The organism is Pantoea sp. B623, assembly GCF_024814475.1.
Taxonomy (GTDB): Bacteria; Pseudomonadota; Gammaproteobacteria; order Enterobacterales; family Enterobacteriaceae; genus Pantoea; species Pantoea ananatis.
This window is the reverse complement of record NZ_JANUXM010000004.1, coordinates 136,249-155,493: the sequence shown is the minus strand read 5'-3', so window position 1 is coordinate 155,493 and position 19,245 is coordinate 136,249. Positions and strand designations below refer to the sequence as shown.

At 56.4% G+C, this 19,245-nt stretch carries 17 protein-coding genes; 8 read left to right on the top strand and 9 right to left on the bottom strand.

Annotation, left to right across the window (positions count from 1 at the left end):
- Nucleotides 1-222 precede the first annotated feature (222 nt).
- On the top strand, nt 223-1,380 hold the full coding sequence (hpxO, locus tag NXS97_RS02570; RefSeq protein ID WP_013025837.1) for an FAD-dependent urate hydroxylase HpxO: 1,158 nt from the start codon (nt 223-225) through the stop codon (nt 1,378-1,380).
- A gap of 30 nt (nt 1,381-1,410) precedes the next feature.
- On the opposite strand, the gene dcp is transcribed toward hpxO, so the two are convergent.
- From dcp to guaD, 5 genes are read right to left on the bottom strand one after another with little or no spacing between them, the layout of a single operon-like run.
- Nucleotides 1,411-3,453, bottom strand: a complete 2,043-nt coding sequence (dcp, locus tag NXS97_RS02565) for a peptidyl-dipeptidase Dcp (protein ID WP_013025838.1) — start codon at nt 3,451-3,453, stop codon at nt 1,411-1,413.
- A 48-nt stretch (nt 3,454-3,501) separates the two neighbouring features.
- The gene (gene xdhC / locus NXS97_RS02560) at nt 3,502-4,290 is read right to left on the bottom strand and encodes a xanthine dehydrogenase accessory protein XdhC (RefSeq protein WP_013025839.1); all 789 of its coding nucleotides are present in this window, start codon (nt 4,288-4,290) and stop codon (nt 3,502-3,504) included.
- Nucleotides 4,277-6,643 carry a xanthine dehydrogenase molybdopterin binding subunit gene (gene xdhB, locus NXS97_RS02555; protein ID WP_014605792.1) on the bottom strand — a complete coding sequence of 789 codons (2,367 nt, stop codon included), beginning with the start codon at nt 6,641-6,643 and terminating at the stop codon, nt 4,277-4,279. The genes xdhC and xdhB overlap by 14 nt, the downstream gene beginning before the upstream one ends.
- Entirely contained in the window at nt 6,633-8,072 is a 1,440-nt protein-coding gene (xdhA, locus tag NXS97_RS02550) for a xanthine dehydrogenase small subunit (protein WP_116219749.1), read from the bottom strand. Before xdhA ends, xdhB begins: the two co-directional genes overlap by 11 nt.
- Nucleotides 8,069-9,397 (bottom strand): guanine deaminase, encoded by a 1,329-nt coding sequence (gene guaD, locus NXS97_RS02545; protein WP_024471971.1) that lies wholly within the window; start codon nt 9,395-9,397, stop codon nt 8,069-8,071. The genes xdhA and guaD overlap by 4 nt, the downstream gene beginning before the upstream one ends.
- Before the next feature lie 372 nt (nt 9,398-9,769).
- Here guaD and ydfG point away from each other — a divergent pair, with 372 nt between their 5' ends.
- Nucleotides 9,770-10,516: a bifunctional NADP-dependent 3-hydroxy acid dehydrogenase/3-hydroxypropionate dehydrogenase YdfG gene (ydfG, locus tag NXS97_RS02540; RefSeq protein ID WP_014605789.1), complete on the top strand. Its 747-nt coding sequence runs from the start codon at nt 9,770-9,772 to the stop codon at nt 10,514-10,516.
- 28 nt (nt 10,517-10,544) lie between these two features.
- Here the strand turns inward: ydfG and NXS97_RS02535 are convergent, their stop codons facing one another.
- The gene (locus tag NXS97_RS02535; protein ID WP_028715174.1) at nt 10,545-10,871 is read right to left on the bottom strand and encodes a YnfA family protein; all 327 of its coding nucleotides are present in this window, start codon (nt 10,869-10,871) and stop codon (nt 10,545-10,547) included.
- 132 nt (nt 10,872-11,003) lie between these two features.
- On the opposite strand from NXS97_RS02535, the gene NXS97_RS02530 reads away from it, so the two are divergent.
- Both NXS97_RS02530 and NXS97_RS02525 read left to right on the top strand, forming a co-directional pair.
- A complete protein-coding gene (locus NXS97_RS02530) occupies nt 11,004-11,327 on the top strand; it encodes a DUF1283 family protein (RefSeq protein WP_013025844.1) in 324 nt (107 codons plus the stop codon).
- A gap of 45 nt (nt 11,328-11,372) precedes the next feature.
- On the top strand, nt 11,373-11,669 hold the full coding sequence (locus NXS97_RS02525; protein WP_110015140.1) for a DUF1161 domain-containing protein: 297 nt from the start codon (nt 11,373-11,375) through the stop codon (nt 11,667-11,669).
- Between the two features lie 115 nt (nt 11,670-11,784).
- Here the strand turns inward: NXS97_RS02525 and NXS97_RS02520 are convergent, their stop codons facing one another.
- On the bottom strand, nt 11,785-13,248 hold the full coding sequence (locus NXS97_RS02520; RefSeq protein ID WP_116219750.1) for an MDR family MFS transporter: 1,464 nt from the start codon (nt 13,246-13,248) through the stop codon (nt 11,785-11,787).
- Nucleotides 13,249-13,625: 377 nt separating this feature from the next.
- Here NXS97_RS02520 and NXS97_RS02515 point away from each other — a divergent pair, with 377 nt between their 5' ends.
- The 4 genes from NXS97_RS02515 (at nt 13,626) to osmV (ending at nt 17,063) form a co-directional block, all read left to right on the top strand.
- Nucleotides 13,626-14,342: an ABC transporter permease gene (locus NXS97_RS02515; protein ID WP_013025847.1), complete on the top strand. Its 717-nt coding sequence runs from the start codon at nt 13,626-13,628 to the stop codon at nt 14,340-14,342.
- Between the two features lie 64 nt (nt 14,343-14,406).
- Nucleotides 14,407-15,270, top strand: coding sequence for a glycine betaine ABC transporter substrate-binding protein (locus tag NXS97_RS02510; protein WP_227008738.1), 864 nt, complete (start codon nt 14,407-14,409; stop codon nt 15,268-15,270).
- A 9-nt stretch (nt 15,271-15,279) separates the two neighbouring features.
- Complete coding sequence (gene osmW, locus NXS97_RS02505) at nt 15,280-15,927, top strand: osmoprotectant ABC transporter permease OsmW (RefSeq protein ID WP_116219751.1); 648 nt, start codon at nt 15,280-15,282, stop codon at nt 15,925-15,927.
- Complete coding sequence (gene osmV, locus NXS97_RS02500) at nt 15,927-17,063, top strand: osmoprotectant ABC transporter ATP-binding protein OsmV (protein ID WP_015700251.1); 1,137 nt, start codon at nt 15,927-15,929, stop codon at nt 17,061-17,063. The genes osmW and osmV overlap by 1 nt, the downstream gene beginning before the upstream one ends.
- 124 nt (nt 17,064-17,187) lie before the next feature.
- On the opposite strand, the gene bioD is transcribed toward osmV, so the two are convergent.
- Together bioD and NXS97_RS02490 are read right to left on the bottom strand one after the other, a co-directional pair.
- Nucleotides 17,188-17,886: a dethiobiotin synthase gene (gene bioD / locus NXS97_RS02495; RefSeq protein WP_013025851.1), complete on the bottom strand. Its 699-nt coding sequence runs from the start codon at nt 17,884-17,886 to the stop codon at nt 17,188-17,190.
- 115 nt (nt 17,887-18,001) lie between these two features.
- Nucleotides 18,002-19,219 carry an ROK family transcriptional regulator gene (locus NXS97_RS02490; protein WP_014605784.1) on the bottom strand — a complete coding sequence of 406 codons (1,218 nt, stop codon included), beginning with the start codon at nt 19,217-19,219 and terminating at the stop codon, nt 18,002-18,004.
- Nucleotides 19,220-19,245 lie beyond the last annotated feature (26 nt).

The following is a 19,245-nucleotide window of genomic DNA, read 5'->3' as shown; positions in this document are numbered from 1 at the left end:
TATATCACGCTGAATATGAAACAGATCATAGGTAACATCTTAAAAACATGTGATTACTGTGGTTTACAGATTTCTCTGCACCCGACAGGTGCAACCTGTTGCACAGCGACCGTGCATCTGCGCCATTTTCACCCTTCATGCCCCCATTCAGACGCGCACTCCGCGCGTCGCGCTTCTGGTACAAAAGTTGCAAATAACTGATATGTGCACAGGAGATAACATATGAAAGCGATCGTCATTGGTGGCGGGATGGGTGGCATGACCGCCGCGCTGGCTCTGGAACAGGCAGGTTTCGACACTGAGGTTTTTGAGGCGGTCAAAACGATACGTCCCGTTGGTGCGGCCATTTCCGTCTGGCCTAACGGGGTGAAATGCCTTAATGCATTGGGACTGAAAGAAAAAGTGCGTGCCCTCGGCGGCAACATGGCCTATATGGCCTATAAAGAGGCCTTTTCGGGTGAAACCCTCACCCGTTTCAGCCTTTCCCCCCTGGTGCAGCAGGTGGGCGAGTTTCCCTATCCCATTGCCCGCGCCGAGCTTCAGGCCATGCTGCTGGATGCTTACGGCCGCCATCGGGTGAATTTTGGCAAGCGTATCGTGCAGGTGGAGCAATATGCCAGCGGCGTGATCGCGACCTTCGAAGATAACAGTCAGGCCCAGGGTGACTTTCTGGTTGCGGCCGATGGAACGCATTCGGTTATTCGTGATTACGTACTGGGGGAAAAACTGCCCCGTCGCTACGCAGGCTATGTGAACTGGAACGGCCTGGTTAGCGTTGATGAGTCCATCGCGCCTGCCGATCAATGGACAACCTTTGTGGGCGAGGGTAAACGCGTCTCTCTCATGCCGGTCAGCGGCAACCGCTTCTACTTCTTTTTCGATGTGCCGCTGCCCGCCGGGCTGGAGCAGGATCGATCAACGATGCGGCACGATTTGCAGCACTACTTCAGCGGCTGGTCTGAACCGGTTCAGAAGCTCATCGCGGCAATTGATGTGGAAACCACTAACCGCGTGGAGATTCACGACATCGAGCCTTTTCACCGCTTTGTAAAAGGCCGGGTGGTCTTACTGGGCGACGCAGCACACAGCACCACGCCGGATATTGGTCAGGGCGGTTGCGCGGCAATGGAAGACGGGATTGTACTGGCCTCTGCATTGTCTGCACATTCGCTTGGCATTGAGGATGCGCTGTTACGTTACCAGATGCGCCGCGTTGAACGCGTTAAGGATCTGGTGTTGAAAGCGCGTAAACGCTGCGACATCACGCATGCTAAAGATCCCCATCTGACATCGGCATGGTATCAGTCGCTGAAAACGGAAACGGGTGAACGGGTGCTGGCGGGACTGTGCGAAACCATTGAAGGCGGACCGCTGGGATAGTCAAAAAGGGCGGTATCACCGCCCTTTCGCTTATTCGGCTAAGCCGCGATTTTTTAGCATCGGCTCCAGTTGAGGCGCCCCGCCGCGCCAGGACTCATACAACGCTTTAAGATCGCTGCTGTTGCCCCGCGACAGGATTTTTTGCCGAAAGATGTCGCCATTTTCCCGGGTTAATCCGCCGTGTTCGACAAACCACTGGTAGCCATCGTCTGCCAACATCTGGGTCCAGATATAGGCATAATAGCCGGCAGAATACCCCCCGCCCCAGATATGCTGAAAATAGCTGGAACGGTAGCGCGGTGGTACGGCGGCCAGATCAATATCATCGCTGCGTAAAGCCTGCTGTTCGAACGCGTCGACCGACTGCACCGGGGTTTTCCCCTCCAGGCTATGCCAGTGGAGATCCAGTAACGCGGCCGCCAGCAGCTCGGTCATCTCATAACCTTTATTGAACTTGCCTGCTCTGATGATTTTTTCATGCAGGGCCGCTGGCATGGCCTCCCCGGTCTGATAATGACGGGCGAAATGACGAAACACCTGTGGCTCACTGGCCCAGTGCTCGTTGATCTGCGATGGAAACTCAACAAAATCACGTGGCGTTTCCGTGCCGGAGAGGCTGGGATAGCGCTGGCTGGCAAACAAGCCATGCAACGTATGGCCAAACTCATGGAACAGCGTAATTACGTCATCCCAGCTCAGCAGTGCAGGCTCGCCGTTGGCGGGTTTGGTGTAATTACAGACGTTGTAAATCACCGGTTTCTCGTCCAGCAGCGTGGACTGGTTAACAAAGTTGCTCATCCATGCGCCGCCGCCTTTGCTGTCGCGCTTGAAAAAATCGGTATAGAACAGCGCCATTCCGCTGCCGTCGGTATCAAAGATTTCGTACACCTGGACATCGGGGTGATAAACCGGCAGGTCGTGACGTTGGGTAAACTGGATGCCATAAAGTTGAGTCGCGGCCCAGAATACGCCCTTTTCCAGCACGCTGTTCAGTTCGAAATAGGGTTTAATCTGGCTTTCATCGAGATCGTACTGCGCCCGCCGAACCTGCTCCGCGTAAAAGTTCCAGTCCCACGCGCCAAGGGTAAAATTCCCCTGCTGGCTGTCGATGGTTTGCTGAATGGCCGTGGCTTCCCGCTCGGCCCGCGCACGGGCCGCAGGAACGATATTGCGCATAAACGCAAAGGCGGCATCGGGGGTTTTCGCCATCTGATCCTGTAGCTGCCAGGCGGCAAAGCTGGCAAATCCTAATAGCTTCGCCTGCTCTGCCCGCACCTGTGCCAGGCGCAGCACTAACGCTCGCGTGTCGTTGTCATCATTTTTCTCACTGCGCGTCATGGCGGCCTGGAACAGCGCCTGGCGCGTCGGGCGATCTTCCAGAGACTGCAGCGCAGGCTGCTGCGTGGTGTTTTGCAGCACCAGCAGCCAGGCATTCTCCAGGCCTCGTGCCGCCGCCGCCGCTTGAGCAACGGCCAGATCGGACGGGCTCAACCCCGCTAGCTGCTGCACGTCATTGACCACTAAACCGCCCGCCTTGGTTGCAGCAAGCAGCTTATTAGTAAACTGCGTACTTAGTCGTGCAGCCTCCTGATTCAGCGCCTTTAACTGCTGCTTCTGTGTTTCCGGCAGGTTGGCACCCGCCAGTTGAAAGCGCTGCCACAGCACCTCGACCAGGCGTTTCGATTCAGCATCAAGCGGGTTGCGCTGCAAATAGACCTGGTCGATGCGTGAAAACAGCGGCCGGTTCAACATTATTTCGTCGTTAAGCGCGGTAAGCTGTGGCGCAATATCCTCGTCAACCTGCTGTAAATAGGGGCTGGTGTGGGCGGAGGTCATGGCATTGAACACCAGGCTCACACGGGTCAACAGTTGACCGCTTTTCTCCAGGGCCTCGCAGGTATTCAAAAAGGTTGCCGCTTCCGGATTGGTGGCGATGGCCAGAACTTCCTGGCGCTTTTCTTCCATTCCGGCCTGAAGCGCGGGCAGAAAGTCGGTTTCCTGAATCTGATCAAAAGGTGGCGTGTGATAAGGCAAGCTGCTGACGTTAAAAAAAGGATTTTGACGGGCGTTCATAGGCGCTCCTGGTGAACAACACAGAGTCTCATAGTGGCAGGTTGCCTCTTACAGAACAACCTGACCGCGTTGTTGCTGATACACCGCAATGATTTCCCCGGCAATCGCAACGGCGATTTCGGCAGGCAGTTTCCCTTTTACATCGGGCAGGCCCATGGGGCAGCGTAACCGCGCCAGCCGGTCTTCGGCAATGCCTTTGCCTTCCAGCCGGTAGCGAAAACGCTGACTTTTCGTTTGCGAACCGATCACGCCCACGTAGCGGAAATCACCGCGCCGCAGAATAGCCTCACACAGCGCAAGATCCAGCGGATGATGGTGCGTCATCACAATATAATAGCTCCCCGCCGCCGCCGCGGCCACGCAGTCCAGGGGATCGTCGGGCTGTTGCACGCTGACGCCGGGTGGCACAGAGGCAAACTGATTGTCCCGACCGTCAATCCAGTTAACGTGACAGGGTAACGTAGCCAGCAGGCTGACCAGCGCCTGCCCGACGTGGCCCGCGCCAAAAACCAGGATTTCCGGCTGCGCCTGCATCAACGGTTCAAACAGAATGGTGGTCATCCCGCCGCAGCACTGGCCTAACCGGGCGCCCAGGCTGTAGTCTTCGGTATGAGGACGACGCTCTCCACTTTCCAACAGCGCGCGCGCCTGCGCAATGCACTGAAACTCAAGATGGCCGCCACCGATGGTCAGAAAACTTTCGTTGGCCGTCACCACCATCTTCGCGCCGCCGTCACGCGGGACTGAACCCCGATCGCGCAACACGGTGACCAGCACGCAGTGTTGCCGCTTCTGGCGCAGGTCGTGCAAAATTGCTATCCAGTCATGATAAATCATGGGTGCCTCCCGCCATGCGCTGGACGCCCCAGAATACTCGCTCCGGCGTAGCGGGCGCGTCCAGCGCGGGATGCAGACGATAATCGGCGACGCTGGCTACCGCATCCTGTAACGCACACCAGGCGGCTATCCCCAGCATAAACGGCGGTTCACCCACGGCTTTGGAATGAAACACCGTGTCCTGCGGATTTTTGCGGTTTTCCACCAGCGTAACCCGCATATCGGCCGGTACGTCAGCAATCGCCGGAATTTTGTAGCTGGCGGGGCCGTCGGTCATCAACTGGCCCTTGTCATTCCAGACCAGTTCCTCACAGGTCAGCCAGCCCAGCCCCTGGACAAAGCCGCCCTCTACCTGGCCAATATCGATGGCCGGATTCAGAGACGCGCCCACGTCGTGCAGAATATCCGCCCGCAGCAGCCGGTATTCGCCCGTCAGCGTGTCCACAATGACTTCACAACAGGCCGCGCCATAGGCGAAGTAGTAAAAAGGTTCGCCGCGACCGGCCTGACGGTCGTAATGGATGCCGGGGACGCGATAATAGCCCGTCGCCGATAGCGGTACCTGATTCAGCCAGGCAAGCTGCGCGACCTGGGCGAAGGTGTAATAGTGCTCGGCAGCCCGGACGATACCGTTACTGAACATCACCGCCTCTGGCCCGCATCCGTGCAGCGTACACAGCATGGTTGTCATGCGCTCACGCAATATCTCGGCGGCATTTTGTGCCGCTTTGCCGTTGAGATCTGTGCCACTGGAGGCCGCCGTGGGCGAAGTGTTAGGGACTTTCCCGGTATCGGTGGCGGTGATCTGAATACGATCGACCTCGATTTGCAGCACCTGCGCCACAATCTGTGCCACCTTGGTGTTAAGCCCCTGACCCATTTCCGTTCCGCCGTGGTTGAGCTGCACCGTGCCGTCGGTATAGATCAGAATCAGCGCTCCGGCCTGATTGAGGAAGCTGGAGGTAAATGAAATGCCAAATTTAACCGGCGTCAGCGCCAGTCCACGTTTCAGTACGGGACTGCTGGCATTGAAGGCTGCGATCGCCGCGCGGCGCGCATCATAGTCACTGCTGGTTTGCAGTTGCGCCGTAATCTCATCCAGCAGGTTGTCTTTCACCTGCTGATGGTAATGGGTGATATTGCGTTCGTTCTTGCCGTAGTAGTTGCGTTTTCGCAGCGTAAGCGGATCCAGACCGCGCTCGCGGGCGATGTGATCCATAATCTGCTCAATCGCCACCATGCCCTGCGGCCCGCCAAAGCCGCGAAAAGCGGTATTTGACGCGGTATTGGTGCGACAGCGGTAGCCGGTGATACGCGCATCACCGAGATAGTAGGCGTTATCGGCATGAAACATGGCCCGATCCACTATCGATCCGCTCAGATCGAGCGAGTAGCCGCAGTTACCGGCAAGATCGATTTTCACCCCACACAACCGGCCATCGTCTTCAACGCCCACATCATAGCGCACGTAAAAAGGATGTCGCTTGCCGGTTATCCGCATGTCATCGCGTCGGGCCAGGCGCATTTTAACCGCCCGGCCGGTCAGGCCTGCCGCGACGGCGCACAGGCAGGCCACGCCCGCCGCCTGGGTTTCTTTACCGCCAAAACCGCCACCCATTCGGCGCATATCAATCGTGACCTTGTTCATGCTGATGCCCATGACCTCTGCCACCAGCTTTTGGACCTCCGTGGGGTTTTGCGTGGAGCAGAACACCTGCAGCGCGTCGTCCTCACCCGGGATCACCATGGCCGTTTGGGTTTCCAGATAGAAGTGTTCCTGCCCGCCAATATGAAACGCGCCCTGTATGCGGTGCGGCGCACGGGCCAGCGCCGCCTCGACGTCACCGCGCTGGTGGATATGGGGCTCCTGCACAAAACTGCCCTGCAACAGTGCCTGTTCTACATCCAGCAGCGCGGGCAATACCTCATACTCGATCACCGCCGCCATCGCGCCCTGTCGGGCCGCATCCGGCGAGTCGGCGAGCACGGCAATAATAATTTGCCCAACATATTCGACGCAGTCCTGAGCCAGCAGCGGGTCGCCGGGCTGCAGCGGGCCGACATCGTTGACGCCGGGCACGTCCTGCCAGGTGAGGACGCGGACGACGCCGGGGACGTCGTAGCACGGCTGGACATCAACGTGAGTGATACGGGCATGGGCATGATCGCTCAGGCGAGGACAGAGATGCAGCAGACCGGGCTGCTCCGCTTTGTCATCGATATATATCGCCTCGCCGGACACGTGTTTATCGGCGCTTTCATGCTTATTGCTGCGCCCCACGCCGCTGCTGATGTCGCGCGCATGAGCAATGGGTAATGCTGAATCGGGCAGAGCCGGACGATTATGGGACATAGCGGCTTACCTCAGTCAGGGACAATCCGTTGAGACGGTAAAAGTAACGGCGCAGCAGGTTGCTCGCCACCTGCAGGCGATAACCGGCGCTGGCGCGAAAGTCGCTGAGCGGCTCAAAGGTCTCTTCCAGCGCCTGACAGGCCGTGGCTATCGTTTGTGCGGTTAAGGCCGATCCAATCATGGCCTGCTCACAGCCTGTGGCGCGCACCGGCGTTGCCGCCATCCCGCCAAAGGCAATGTGTGCCGCTGTCACAATGCCGCTATCGGTTTGGATATTGAAAGCGGCAAACACGGCTGAAATGTCGTCATCCAGCCGTTTCGAGACCTTCCAGGCAACAAAATCAGGTGACACCGTCACTTTTGGAATAATAATGGTATGGATAAACTCACCGGGTTGCAGCACGGTCTGCCGGTAGCCGGTAAAAAACGCGCTGAGTGGCAAAGTGCGTTGCGTGTCGCCCTTCTGCAGCAGCAGAGAGGCGTTTAATGCCAGCAGCGTTGGCGATGCATCGCCAATCGGGGAAGCATTAGCAAGGTTACCGCCCAGTGTGCCAAGCTGGCGAATTTGCAGCGAGGCAAAACGCGTCAGCATCTCCGTCACTCCCGGAATGCGCGTCGCCATAAACGCTGCGATCTGGTCGAGCGAGGCGGCGGCGCCTAAGTGATAGGATGCGTCGTCCTCATAACAGTGTTTCAGTGCATCCACCTGCCCCAGCGCAATCATCACTGGAATGCCCTGGTAGCGTTGGGTAATCAGCAGGCTCAGGTCCGTGCCGCCCGCCAGTAACGCGGCATCGGGGTGCGCGACACAGAGTGCAGCGAGCTGCGCGACGGTGGTGGGAAGGTAACAGTGACGGCCTTTGTCCTGAATTACCCGGACCTCCTGATTCTCCAGCGCGCGCAGGCGCTCAACCACGCCCTGCTCACAGCGATCAAAGCTGTCCGGCTGTGCCCGCGTCACCAACTGTTCGGCCGCCGCCATAATGGAACGATAACCGGTGCAGCGACACAGGTTGCCGGCCAGCGCATGCTCTGCCTGCTGCCGGTCCCAGTCGCTGTGATTTTTTTGCAGACTGAACAATGACATCACAAAGCCCGGCGTGCAGAAGCCACACTGCGAGCCATGACAGTCCACCATCGCCTGCTGAGCCGGATGCAGGGTTTTCACCTCACGTAAATCTTCGACGGTGATGAGCTGCCTGCCCTGTAATCCACTGACCAGCATCAGGCAGCTGTTAACGGTCTGATAGTGCAACCTGCCGTCCACCACGCTCCCCAGTGTGACGCTGCAGGCACCGCAGTCGCCGGACGCACAGCCCTCCTTGGTGCCACAGCGACGCTGATGCGTGCGCAGATAAGAGAGTACCGTCAGATTGGGATCGATACGTTCTTCTGTGACGAGCTGGTCGTTAAGCAGAAACTGAATCATGCGGCATTCTCCTTTGTGGTGGATTGCCAGACCGGTCGGCCGTTAACCCACGTCTCTACGATGTTTCTGTCATCACCCAGCGTCATCAAGACGAACAGTTTTTCCCAGATATCCTTGCAGTTCCCCATACGCAGCTTTTGCAGCGCCGATACGGCGGGATCCAGCACGACAAAGTCAGCTTCTTTACCTGGTGCAAAATTACCGATGTGCTGGTCAAGATCCAGCGCACGGGCCCCGCCCAGCGTGGCATGGTAAAAGGCTTCTGCAGCACTCAGCCTGTATTGCTGTAACTGGCCGACCTTGTAAGCCTCGCCCAGCGTTTGCAGCATATTAAAGGTGGTTCCGGCGCCAACATCGGTGCCGATGCCCACTTTGATGCCCTGCTGCCAGCTGCGCTTGATATTAAACAGGCCGCTCCCCAAAAACAGGTTTGAGGTCGGGCAAAAGGCAATGGCGGAATCCGTATCGTGCAGACACTGCCATTCATGATTTTCCAGATGCAGGCAGTGTGCAAAGACGCTTCGCCGGCCGGTCAGCTGATAGTGGTGGTAAACGTCCAGATAGCCATTGCGTTCGGGAAACAGCGCGTTGACCCAGGCAACTTCCTGTGGGTTTTCGCTGAGGTGTGTGTGGAGCCAGACATCCGGGTAAGCCGTGCGCAGCGCCTGCACTTTCTTTAACAGGTCGGGTGACGAGGTGGGCGCAAAACGCGGCGTCAGGGCATAGCTCAGTCGGCCGCGGCCGTGCCAGCGCTCAATCAGATCGCGGGAATGTTGATAGCTTTCCTCCGGCGTTTCGGTGAGGTAATCAGGCGCATTGCGATCCATCATGACTTTACCGGCGATGATGCGCATCTCAAGCGCTTCGGCCGCGCTAAAAAGCGCCTCTACCGACTGCGGATGCACCGTGCCAAAAACCAACGCACTGGTGGTGCCGTTAGCCAGTAGCTGATGGAGAAAAAACGCTGACATTTGCGCGGCATGCTCGGCACAGCGGTACTGCCTCTCAACCGGAAACGTATACTGATTCAGCCATTCGAGAAGCTGCTCACCATAGGCGCCGATCATTTCTGTTTGCGGGTAATGAATGTGGCAGTCGACAAAACCCGGCAGGATCAGCTTACCGCGCAGATCGATAACGCGCTCTGCTGCCTGACTGCTGCTGACATCACACCAGGGGTGCAAACCGACTACGCGGCCCTCTCGCAGAATGAGCAGACCATCTTCGATATAACGCGCCTGAGACAGAATAGCCTCAGGCTCGTTCGCCACCGCGGCAAAATCAAAAAAACTGGCACGAATCGCCGTGTCCTGGCATGTAGACATATCGTTTCCTCTTACCGGGCGCCTGATGTTGTCGCCCTGTTCATCTCGTACTCTCTTTAAACACTCTGCAAGACGCATGCCAGATTAGCGACTGATAAATTACTTTATTATCATCAACTTATGTCAATAATCCTGTTGCGCAACGCTTTCGCCGATAAAATCGCCACGCAATCGGTTGCTCATCTAACGCAATCGGTTGCCAGTAAAAATGCCCCCTGCCACGTTACCTTGCTGCCCTGTTCTCTGCACGATTTCGGGGCAGCGTGCGCTAAAAGCGCGCAAAAGCGCCTCCCCACGGAATTCAGCGGACACAGGCTAAAATGCCGTGATAAGGTGAGGAGACATCACGAAACTGGAAGAGGGAAAAGTGAGATGATTATTTTTGTTACGGGAGCCACAGCCGGTTTTGGCCAAAGCATTACCCGCCGATTCATCGAAACAGGTCACAAGGTGATTGCCAGTGGACGTCGTGCTGAACGCCTGAAGGCGCTGAAAACGGAGTTGGGTGAGAATCTGTATACCGTACAGTTAGATGTGCGTAACCGGGCATCGATTGAAGAGGCTATCACACAGCTGCCTGCCGAGTGGCGCAATATTGATGTCCTGGTGAATAACGCCGGTCTGGCGTTGGGCATCGAACCCGCGCACCGGGCAGATGTGAACGACTGGGAAAATATGATCGACACCAATACCAAAGGGCTGGTCTATATGACGCGCGCGGTTTTGCCTGCCATGGTAGAGCGTAACGTCGGTCACATTATCAACATTGGTTCGATTGCCGGCAGCTGGCCTTATGCCGGGGGCAACGTTTATGGCGCCACCAAAGCCTTTGTGCGCCAGTTCAGCCTTAACTTACGCACCGATTTACACGGTACGGCCCTGCGTGTGACCGATATTGAGCCGGGCCTGGTCGGCGGCACGGAGTTTTCTAACGTGCGCTTTAAAGGGGACGATGGCAAGGCCGAACAGGTCTACGAGGGCGCCACGGCCCTGACGCCTGAAGACGTTACCGAAGCCGTTTACTGGGTGGCCACGCTGCCGAAACACGTCAACATCAATACGCTTGAGATGATGCCTGTCAGCCAGACGCTGGCAGGGTTGAAAGTGCATAAACCCTGACCGATAAGCCAGCCGCAAAGGCTGGCTTTTACGCTTTGCCCCATCCCGCTACGATAATCAGCATGCCGCTCAGCGCAATCAGCGCACCACTCCAGTCCCATGCGCTCAGCTTGACACCTTCGACCACGCGCAGCCAAAGCATGGCCGTCAGCACATAGACGCCGCCGTACGCCGCGTAAACCCGGCCGCTGGCCGCAGGATGTAAGGTCAGCAACCAGACAAATAACCCGAGGCTCAATGCGGCAGGCAACAACAGCCACATGGACGCCCCCTTCTTTAGCCACAGCCACGGCAGAAAACAGCCGATGATTTCCGCCAGCGCGGTGATAAAAAACAGCAGCGTGGTTTTAAGCAGCACAATAATCTCTCTGACAGGTAAACAACATGCACACAACTGGTGAGCAAGTAATCGGCAATGGTATACTATTCTCATTTGATGCAATAGTTTTACCCAAGAGTAAAACAGTGTTAACCGAAGGATATTACGATGAAAAAATTGGTTCCGGTTCTGATGGTGGCCCTGCTTTCTGCCACCGCGATGCGTGTCAGTGCGAACACCGAACACGTGATTATTGAAAACGGCAGCAGCGCATTGAGCAACGAAGCGGCACGTCAGAGTAAAGAGCAGTGGAATGATACGCACATGCTGCGCAACAAAGTGAACAGCCGGGTTGAGAAAGAATTCGATAAAGCCGATCGCGCATTCGACACGCGCGACAAATGTGAACAGAGCGCTAATCTGAATGCCTATTGGGAACCCAATACGCTGCGCTGCTTAGACCGCCGCACGGGCCGCCCGGTATTGCCGTAAATTTCGGCTATAGTAATGACTGACGCATGACAAAAGGAAAGGGTTATGAAGATCAAGAGTGCATTACTGACAGCGACGTTTTTAGCCTTCCCCCTGCTGGCTCAGGCATCCTGCGAATCTGTAAAAGCGGATATCAGCCAGAAAATCATTCAAAACGGCGTGCCTGAATCAGGCTTTAGCCTGGATGTGGTCGCCAACGATCAGGTTGATCAGGCTGGCGGTCAGGTCGTCGGCCATTGCGATAACGACACACAGAAAATTGTTTATAAAAAGCTGGGCCGTGATGAGGGCGCCTCCGTGCCCGACAGCGCAGGCAGCTCACAAGACTCCGCTACACAATAATGTTCAGGGCGACGATGATGTCGCCCTGTCTTTTCCTGCCTTTTCCTGCCTTTTCCTGCCTTTTCCTGCCTTTTGCTGGCCCTTCTCTGACCATCACGCCTGAGGTTTCAGCGCACTATTCCGTTTGTTGCGGCTGCTGACGCGGCATCTTCCACGCCACCCACAGGGTGAGGAACGCAATGACCAGTGCCACAATAAAGACCCAATGTAGCGATGCGGCTATTGCCTGCAGCATTGGCTGAAGCACGTCCGGTGCCAGGCGGTCGCGCGTTTCCTGCGACATGATTTGCTGAACCGGATCCTGCGCATGGGGCAACCGCCATTGCAGGTTCAGGTTAAGCACCGCGCCCATCACCGCTGTCCCCAGCGCCGATCCAATCATACGGCTAAACATGACCGACGCTGTACAAATGCCTTGCACGTTAAAGTCGGCATGATTCTGGACAGATACCAGAAATGTCGTGCTGGTCATTCCCATGCCGGTTCCGATGACAAAGGCGGTGAATCCCGCCTGGAACAGCGTGCTTTCTGTGTGCAACAGCAGTAGCAAGGCGCTGCCGCCGATTAATAACAGTGCGCCCAGCTGCGCGGTAAAACGGTAGGAGTTCAACAGCATCAGACGGCCACTTAGCGTACTGGCCAGCGGCCAGCCAACAGACATCATGGCCAGCGCAGTTCCGGCCTGAAGCGGCGATCCGCCGGTTACGCCCTGAATCCAGGTCGGTAGAAAAGCGCTGACGCCCATCATGGTTGCACCAATGATGAAGTTGCCGAGATTGCCCGCGATAATCAGTGGGCTTTTCCACAGGCTGAGCGGGAACAGCGGCGAGCGGGTGCGCTGCTCATGACGGGTTAACTGCCAGCCAGCCACCAGGCCAATGGCTAAGAACAGCAGCAGCCAGTAGCCAAGCTGTTCCGCCTGCAGCAGCGCAATCAGAACGGCGCTGATACACAGCGTGAGCCAGCCGCTCCCGGTCAGATTCAAAGACTGGGAGGGTTGTGTCTGCGTATAGGCAGGCAGCAAGGCTGCCAGCATCAGCATGCTGACGATGCCGATCGGTACGTTGACCCAGAAGATGACGGACCAGCTAAAGTGCTGGACCAGCCAGGCACCGGACAGCGGACCGACAATCGCCGCAACGCCCCAGACGCTGGACAACCAGCCCTGCACGCTGGCGCGTTCCCGGGGGGAATAGATGTCTGCCACGATGGTGGAGCTCAGCGGCATGATCGCGCCCGCCCCTAGCCCCTGAAATGCCCGGAAGACAATCAGCCAGAGCATCGTGTGGGCGAAACCGCAGAGCACCGACCCGGTAAGGAAGATCGCGATGCCCAGAAACAGCATTTTTTTGCGGCCCCACAGGTCCGCCAGCCTGCCATAGAGCGGCACGCTCACCGCCTGGGTAAGGAGATAGACAGAGAAAACCCAGCCAAACTGCGAAAAACCGCCGAGATCGGCCACAATGGTGGGCATTGCGGTCGCCACAATCGTGACTTCAATAGCAGCCATAAACATGGCAAGCATACAGGCAAAGAGAATCCAGTGGCGACGGCGTGGTGCGGAGGTGCTGTTGGTCATGATGCTCCCTTTTTTGTTCCCTAAGGCTAGCGCATATTTCACCAGACGGGAACCGATTCAATCCAAATTGTGACACTGTCACTTAAAAAAGGCCTTTTCAGGTCGTTTCACTCTGAAACCTGTTGCTGTAAGGGCTGAGGCGTTTTTTGGCTCATGCTATCTTCCTGATTTTTCCGATAAAAGCTGGCGCGCTCCGCTTACCGCTGCTATAGAAATAAAGCGCTATTTTCCGCACTTGGTGAAATTACGCAGAAATTCACTGCGGTTTGCCGCATTTAGCGACCGGCATGGTTTTGGAAGGGGCGCTGACGATAGCCACTTTTGTCATGCTGGTTTAGGTAGCTATGACAACAGATCCGTAAACAGGGAGAAACCGTATGCATAACGCTTCACTGGCCAGGCGTGCCGGTCTGGCACTGCTGGCTGTGGTCGCAGTGGCAGGTGCGCTGGTATGGGGGCTTGGCTGGGATACGCTGGTCGCCCGCAAAGACGATCTGATTTACCTTGGACAGCAGCACCTGTTTCTGGTGTTTTGGTCGATGCTGTTCGCCCTGCTGGTCGGTATACCCAGCGGTATTCTACTCAGCCGCCCTTTTGCCCGGCGCTGGGCGGAATATGTCATGCAAATCTTTAACGTCGGCAATACGCTGCCTCCTCTTGCCGTTCTGGCGCTGGCGATGGTTGTCATTGGCATTGGTGATAAGCCCGCCCTGGTCGCGCTGTTTCTGGCATCACTGTTGCCTGTCGTCCGTAACACCTACTCCGGACTCAGCGCCGTACCGCCTTCGTTGATCGAAGCCGCGAACGGCATCGGCATGACCAAATGGCAGCGCTTACGTCAGGTTGAGATTCCTAACGCCCTGCCGGTTATTCTTGCGGGCGTGCGCATTGCCACCGCCATTAACGTGGGCACCGCCCCGCTCGCCTTCCTGATTGGCGCCAGCAGCTTTGGCGAACTGATTTTCCCCGGCATTTATCTTAATGACTTCCCTGTGCTTATCCTGGGTGCCGTTGCTACGGCGCTGGTTGCACTGGTGCTGGATATGCTACTGGCGTCATTAGGGCGCTACCTTAGTCCGCACGCTGCGGCATAACGATAAGGGGTTTGTAATGCTAACGCGCTGGATTAAGAGCTCTACCCTGGCACTGGTGGCCTCAATGGCACTCAGCCAAAGCGTACAGGCGGCCACGCCGCTGGTGCTCGCGACAAAAAGCTTTACCGAGCAACATATTCTTTCAGCCATGACGGTTATGTGGCTCCAAAAGAAAGGCTTTGAGGTCATCCCGAAACGCAACATCGCCACCACCATCAGTCGTAATGCCATGATTAACAAGCAGATCGACATGACCTGGGAATATACCGGTACCTCACTGATCATCTTTAACCATATTAATAAACCGATGTCCTCCGAGGACGCCTATAAAACCGTGAAAAATTTGGACGGCAAACTGGGTCTTATCTGGCTCAATCCCGCCCCGATGAATAACACCTATGCCTTTGCCATGCAGCGCGCGCGCGCGGAAAAAGAAGGTATTTCGACGCTGTCGCAACTGGTGGCCAAAATGGATCAGGTGCGTAAAACAGATCCGAAACATAACTGGCGACTCGGGCTGGACCTGGAGTTTTATGGCCGTTCAGACGGCATGAAGCCACTGCAGAAGACCTACAACCTGACGCTCGACAGGCCACAGATTCGCCAGATGGATCCGGGGCTGGTCTATAACGCCGTGCGCGATGGTTTTGTGGATGCCGGCCTGATCTACACCACGGACGGGCGCGTGAAAGGTTTCGATCTCAAGGTACTGGAAGACGATAAACACTTTTTCCCCAGCTACAACGTGACGCCGGTTGTGCGACAAGACGTGCTGGCGAGCCATCCCGGTCTTGAAGCCGCCCTGAATCAGCTTTCCCCGCTGATCACCGATGAGGCCATTACCGAGATGAACAAGCGCGTGGACATCGATCACCAGTCGCCTGAACAGGTGGCGCGCGATTTCCTTCAATCCAAAAACATGCTGTAAGGAGGCATCGTGGATACCCTTCATTACATCATTGATAACTGGAATAACCTGCTCACGCTGACCTGGCAACATACCTGGCTGGTGCTGGTTGCAGTAGGATGCGCGATTGTTATTGGCGTACCCCTTGGAATTTTAATTGTGCGCTTTAAATGGCTGGCCACGCCGGTGCTCGGCATTGCCACCGTTGTAATGACCATCCCGACGATTGCGTTGTTTGGCCTGATGATTCCGCTTTTCTCGCTGATTGGGAAAGGGATTGGTGCGCTACCGGCTATCACGGCGGTCTTCCTGTATTCATTACTGCCGATTGTGCGCAACACGCATACCGCATTGGAAAATCTGCCGGACGGCCTGCGTGAAGCGGGTCGTGGCATTGGCATGACGTTCTGGCAGCGCCTGCGTTGGGTTGAGATCCCGATGGCGCTTCCGGTGATTTTTGGTGGTATTCGCACCGCCGTGGTCATGAACGTTGGCGTAATGGCTATCGCGGCGGTGATTGGTGCTGGCGGGCTGGGCATGCTGCTGCTGGATGGCATTAGCGGCAGTGATATTCGTATGCTGATTGCCGGGGCGCTGATGATTTGCCTGCTGGCGATTGTTCTTGACTGGCTGCTGCACCGTTTGCAGCTGGCGCTGACTCCTAAGGGAATTCGATAATGATAAAACTTGAAAATCTGACGAAAACCTTCAGCCAGAAAAACGGCACGCTGATGAAAGCGGTGGACAATGTGAGTCTTGAGGTTCCTGCTGGCGAGATGTGCGTGCTGCTTGGGCCTTCGGGCTGTGGCAAAACCACCACGCTGAAAATGATTAACCGCTTAATTCCCTCTACCAGCGGGCGGATTCTCATCAACGGGGAAGACACCAGCACTCAGGATACCACCACCCTGCGTCGCAATATTGGTTACGTGATCCAGCAAATTGGTCTGTTCCCCAATATGACGATTGAAGAGAACATCACCGTGGTGCCACGCATGCTGGGCTGGGATAAAAAGCAGTGCCGCGAGCGGGCAACGGAGTTAATGAGCATGGTGGCGTTGGATCCGAATAAGTTTCTGCATCGCTACCCGCGTGAAATGTCCGGTGGACAACAGCAGCGCATTGGGGTGATTCGCGCGCTGGCGGCTGATCCGCCGGTACTGCTGATGGATGAGCCTTTCGGCGCGGTTGACCCAATTAACCGGGAAGTTATTCAGAATGAGTTTCTGGATATGCAGCGTCAGTTAAAGAAAACGGTGATGCTGGTCAGCCACGACATTGATGAAGCACTCAAACTTGGCGACCGCATCGCGGTCTTCGGCCAGGGCAAAATTGTCCAGTGCGCCAGCCCCGATGAGTTGCTGGCGACGCCGGCTAACGATTTTGTCGGCTCCTTTGTTGGCCAGGACCGTACGTTGAAACGTCTGCTGCTGGTACAGGCAGGCGACGTGACCGACCAACAGCCCACCATCACGGTAAAACGCTCGACGCCGTTACCGGAGGCTTTTGGCACCATGGACGAAAACGACATGCGTTCCATCACCGTGGTTGACGACGACGGCAAGCCGTTAGGATTTGTAAAACGCCGTGAGGCGCGTCACGCGAGTGGGCGCTGTGAAGAGATGCTGCATACGTTTAAAGTGACCGGTAAAGCAGAAGAGAACCTGCGTGTGGTTCTGTCGAAACTCTATGAACACAACACCGTCTGGATGCCGATTGTGGACGAAGATGGCCGTTACAGTGGCGAGATTTCCCAGGACTACATTGCTGATTATCTCAGCTCCGGGCGCACCCGTCGCCGCCTGAATCCATAATGAATCAGGGCCGCACGTTGGTTGCGGCCCACTTAATCCTGCCTCTCATTCCGTATCACTGTTGGTCAGTTATCTCTGATGAATGGCACCGTCGCGCGCGTGGCGCCATCCTGCTCTGGTTCTCTCAGGCTGTTTTTGTCCGGGCGTAGTGCAGGTTATCGCTATTCAGCAGGGAGATATCCAGATAACGGGACAGATCGCGCTGCTCTGCGCGGGGCAAGTAAGGCAACTCACCGAGAAGCGGTGCCGTAATCTGTTCACGCAGGACGGAAATGATATCGGCATAGTGCGCCAGCCCCGGATTAATACGATTAGCCACCCATCCGGCCAGCGGCAATCCGTCGGCCTGGATCGCCTGAGCGGTCAGTAGCGCATGGCTGATACAACCTAACTTAATCCCGACCACTAAGATGACGGGCAGTTGCTGCTCGATCACCCAGGCCGACAGCGGCTGGGCATCGTTCATCAGGCTGCGCCAGCCCCCGGTGCCCTCGACCACCACGCGATCGGCAAGCTGATTGAGATGCTGAAGCCCCTGCGTGATTTTCGCATAATCGACCTTATTGGGCGGATAGCCGCAGATTTCTTCTTTCTCAAAAATGACCGGATTCACTGCCTGATAAGGCAGCGCAAGGGAAGAGGCGCTCTGCAAAAACAACCCATCCTTGTTTCTCAGGCCCTCTTCTGTTTTGACGCCCCAGCGGGCAACAGGTTTGTAGCCCGCAGCCCGCTCGTTCGCCTGGGTAAAACTTTGCAGCAGGGCGCGTGCGACCACGGTTTTCCCCACTTCGGTATCGGTTCCGGTAATAAATAGCGTTTTCACTCTACTTCTCCTTCACAAGCGGTGTCAGCTCACTGACGATTCGGCTTTCATGCGAATGATCATTCTAAGGAAGGAAAAGGGGGAGCAGATTGCGTTAGCGCAAGGTTAGTGTTGCTTAACCTTGCAGTAACTTAATTAACAGGTAGCCGCTGTAAAGCGAATCCTTGATCAACGCGGCGGCACCCAGCGTACCTGGCTCAGTAAATTCAGTGGGTGCAAGCTGAATCACTGCGCTGTATGCAGGTAAAGACTGCTGGTGAATGGTATTTTGTACTGCCGGAAAGAGAACATCTGCCGCCTGATTTAGCGGCGAACCGATAAGAATTTGTTGAGGATTAAAGATATTGACCATCATGCCAAGGATCCTGCCAACATGATGCCCCACTGTCGCGATGGCATCCCGCGCCAGCCTGTCGCCGCTCTGTGCTGCCTCACAAATGGCAGAAAGCGTTAAGGGCTGATGGTGTAACAGGCTGTCGGGCTGACCCGGAAGTCGGTGCGCAATCAGCGCCAGCAGGCTGCCGGTACTGGCGACTGTTTCAAGACAGCCGTGATTGCCGCAGTAGCATTGCTGGCCGTAAGGATCGACCTGGGTGTGGCCGACTTCCACCAGCGCGCGTCCGCTTTTGTGCAACAGCTGACCACCAGTGATCACGCCAGCCCCTACCGTTTCGTCGATCACAATCTGAATCACGTCCTGCGCACCGCGTGACGCACCAAACAGCGACTCGGCAAGCGTCCAGGCGGAGATATCGTGCTGGATAAATACCGGCAGGCCGGTCCGCGCCGCCAGGGTGCTGCCCAACGGCATATCATGGCAGGTATAGCCGGGTAGACGGTGCACCACACCGGATGCGGCATTAATCAGCCCTGGTAGGGTGATGGCAATAGCGGTCAGCCTTTCCAGCCGTTTCTGATGACGGATAAAAAACGCGTCAACATGGTCGGTCAACCGCGTCAGCAGCGGCTCCGTGGCGTCATCAATGAGCGGCAGGTTGTCTTCGACCAGCGCCCTGCTGCTGAGGTCACGCAAGGTCAGCGTCAATATGCCACGGTGCAGACGAATCGCCAGATAGTGCCAGGCGTCCGTATCAAGGATTAAACCAATCGCCGGACGGCCGCGAGCGCCTGGCTCCTGAAACTCGGTTTCCTGAACCAGGTGGGCATCCAGCATTTCCCGCACGATTTTGGTAATACTGGCAGGCGCCAGCTGGGCCCGTTTGGACAGTTCAATACGCGAGACTGGCCCATGCTGATCGATTAACCGGTAAACGACGCCAGCATTAATTTGTTTAATTTGGTCAATATGGCCAGGTTGACTGTCCGAACTCACACCCTGCTCCGGTTATTTTCGCGCTT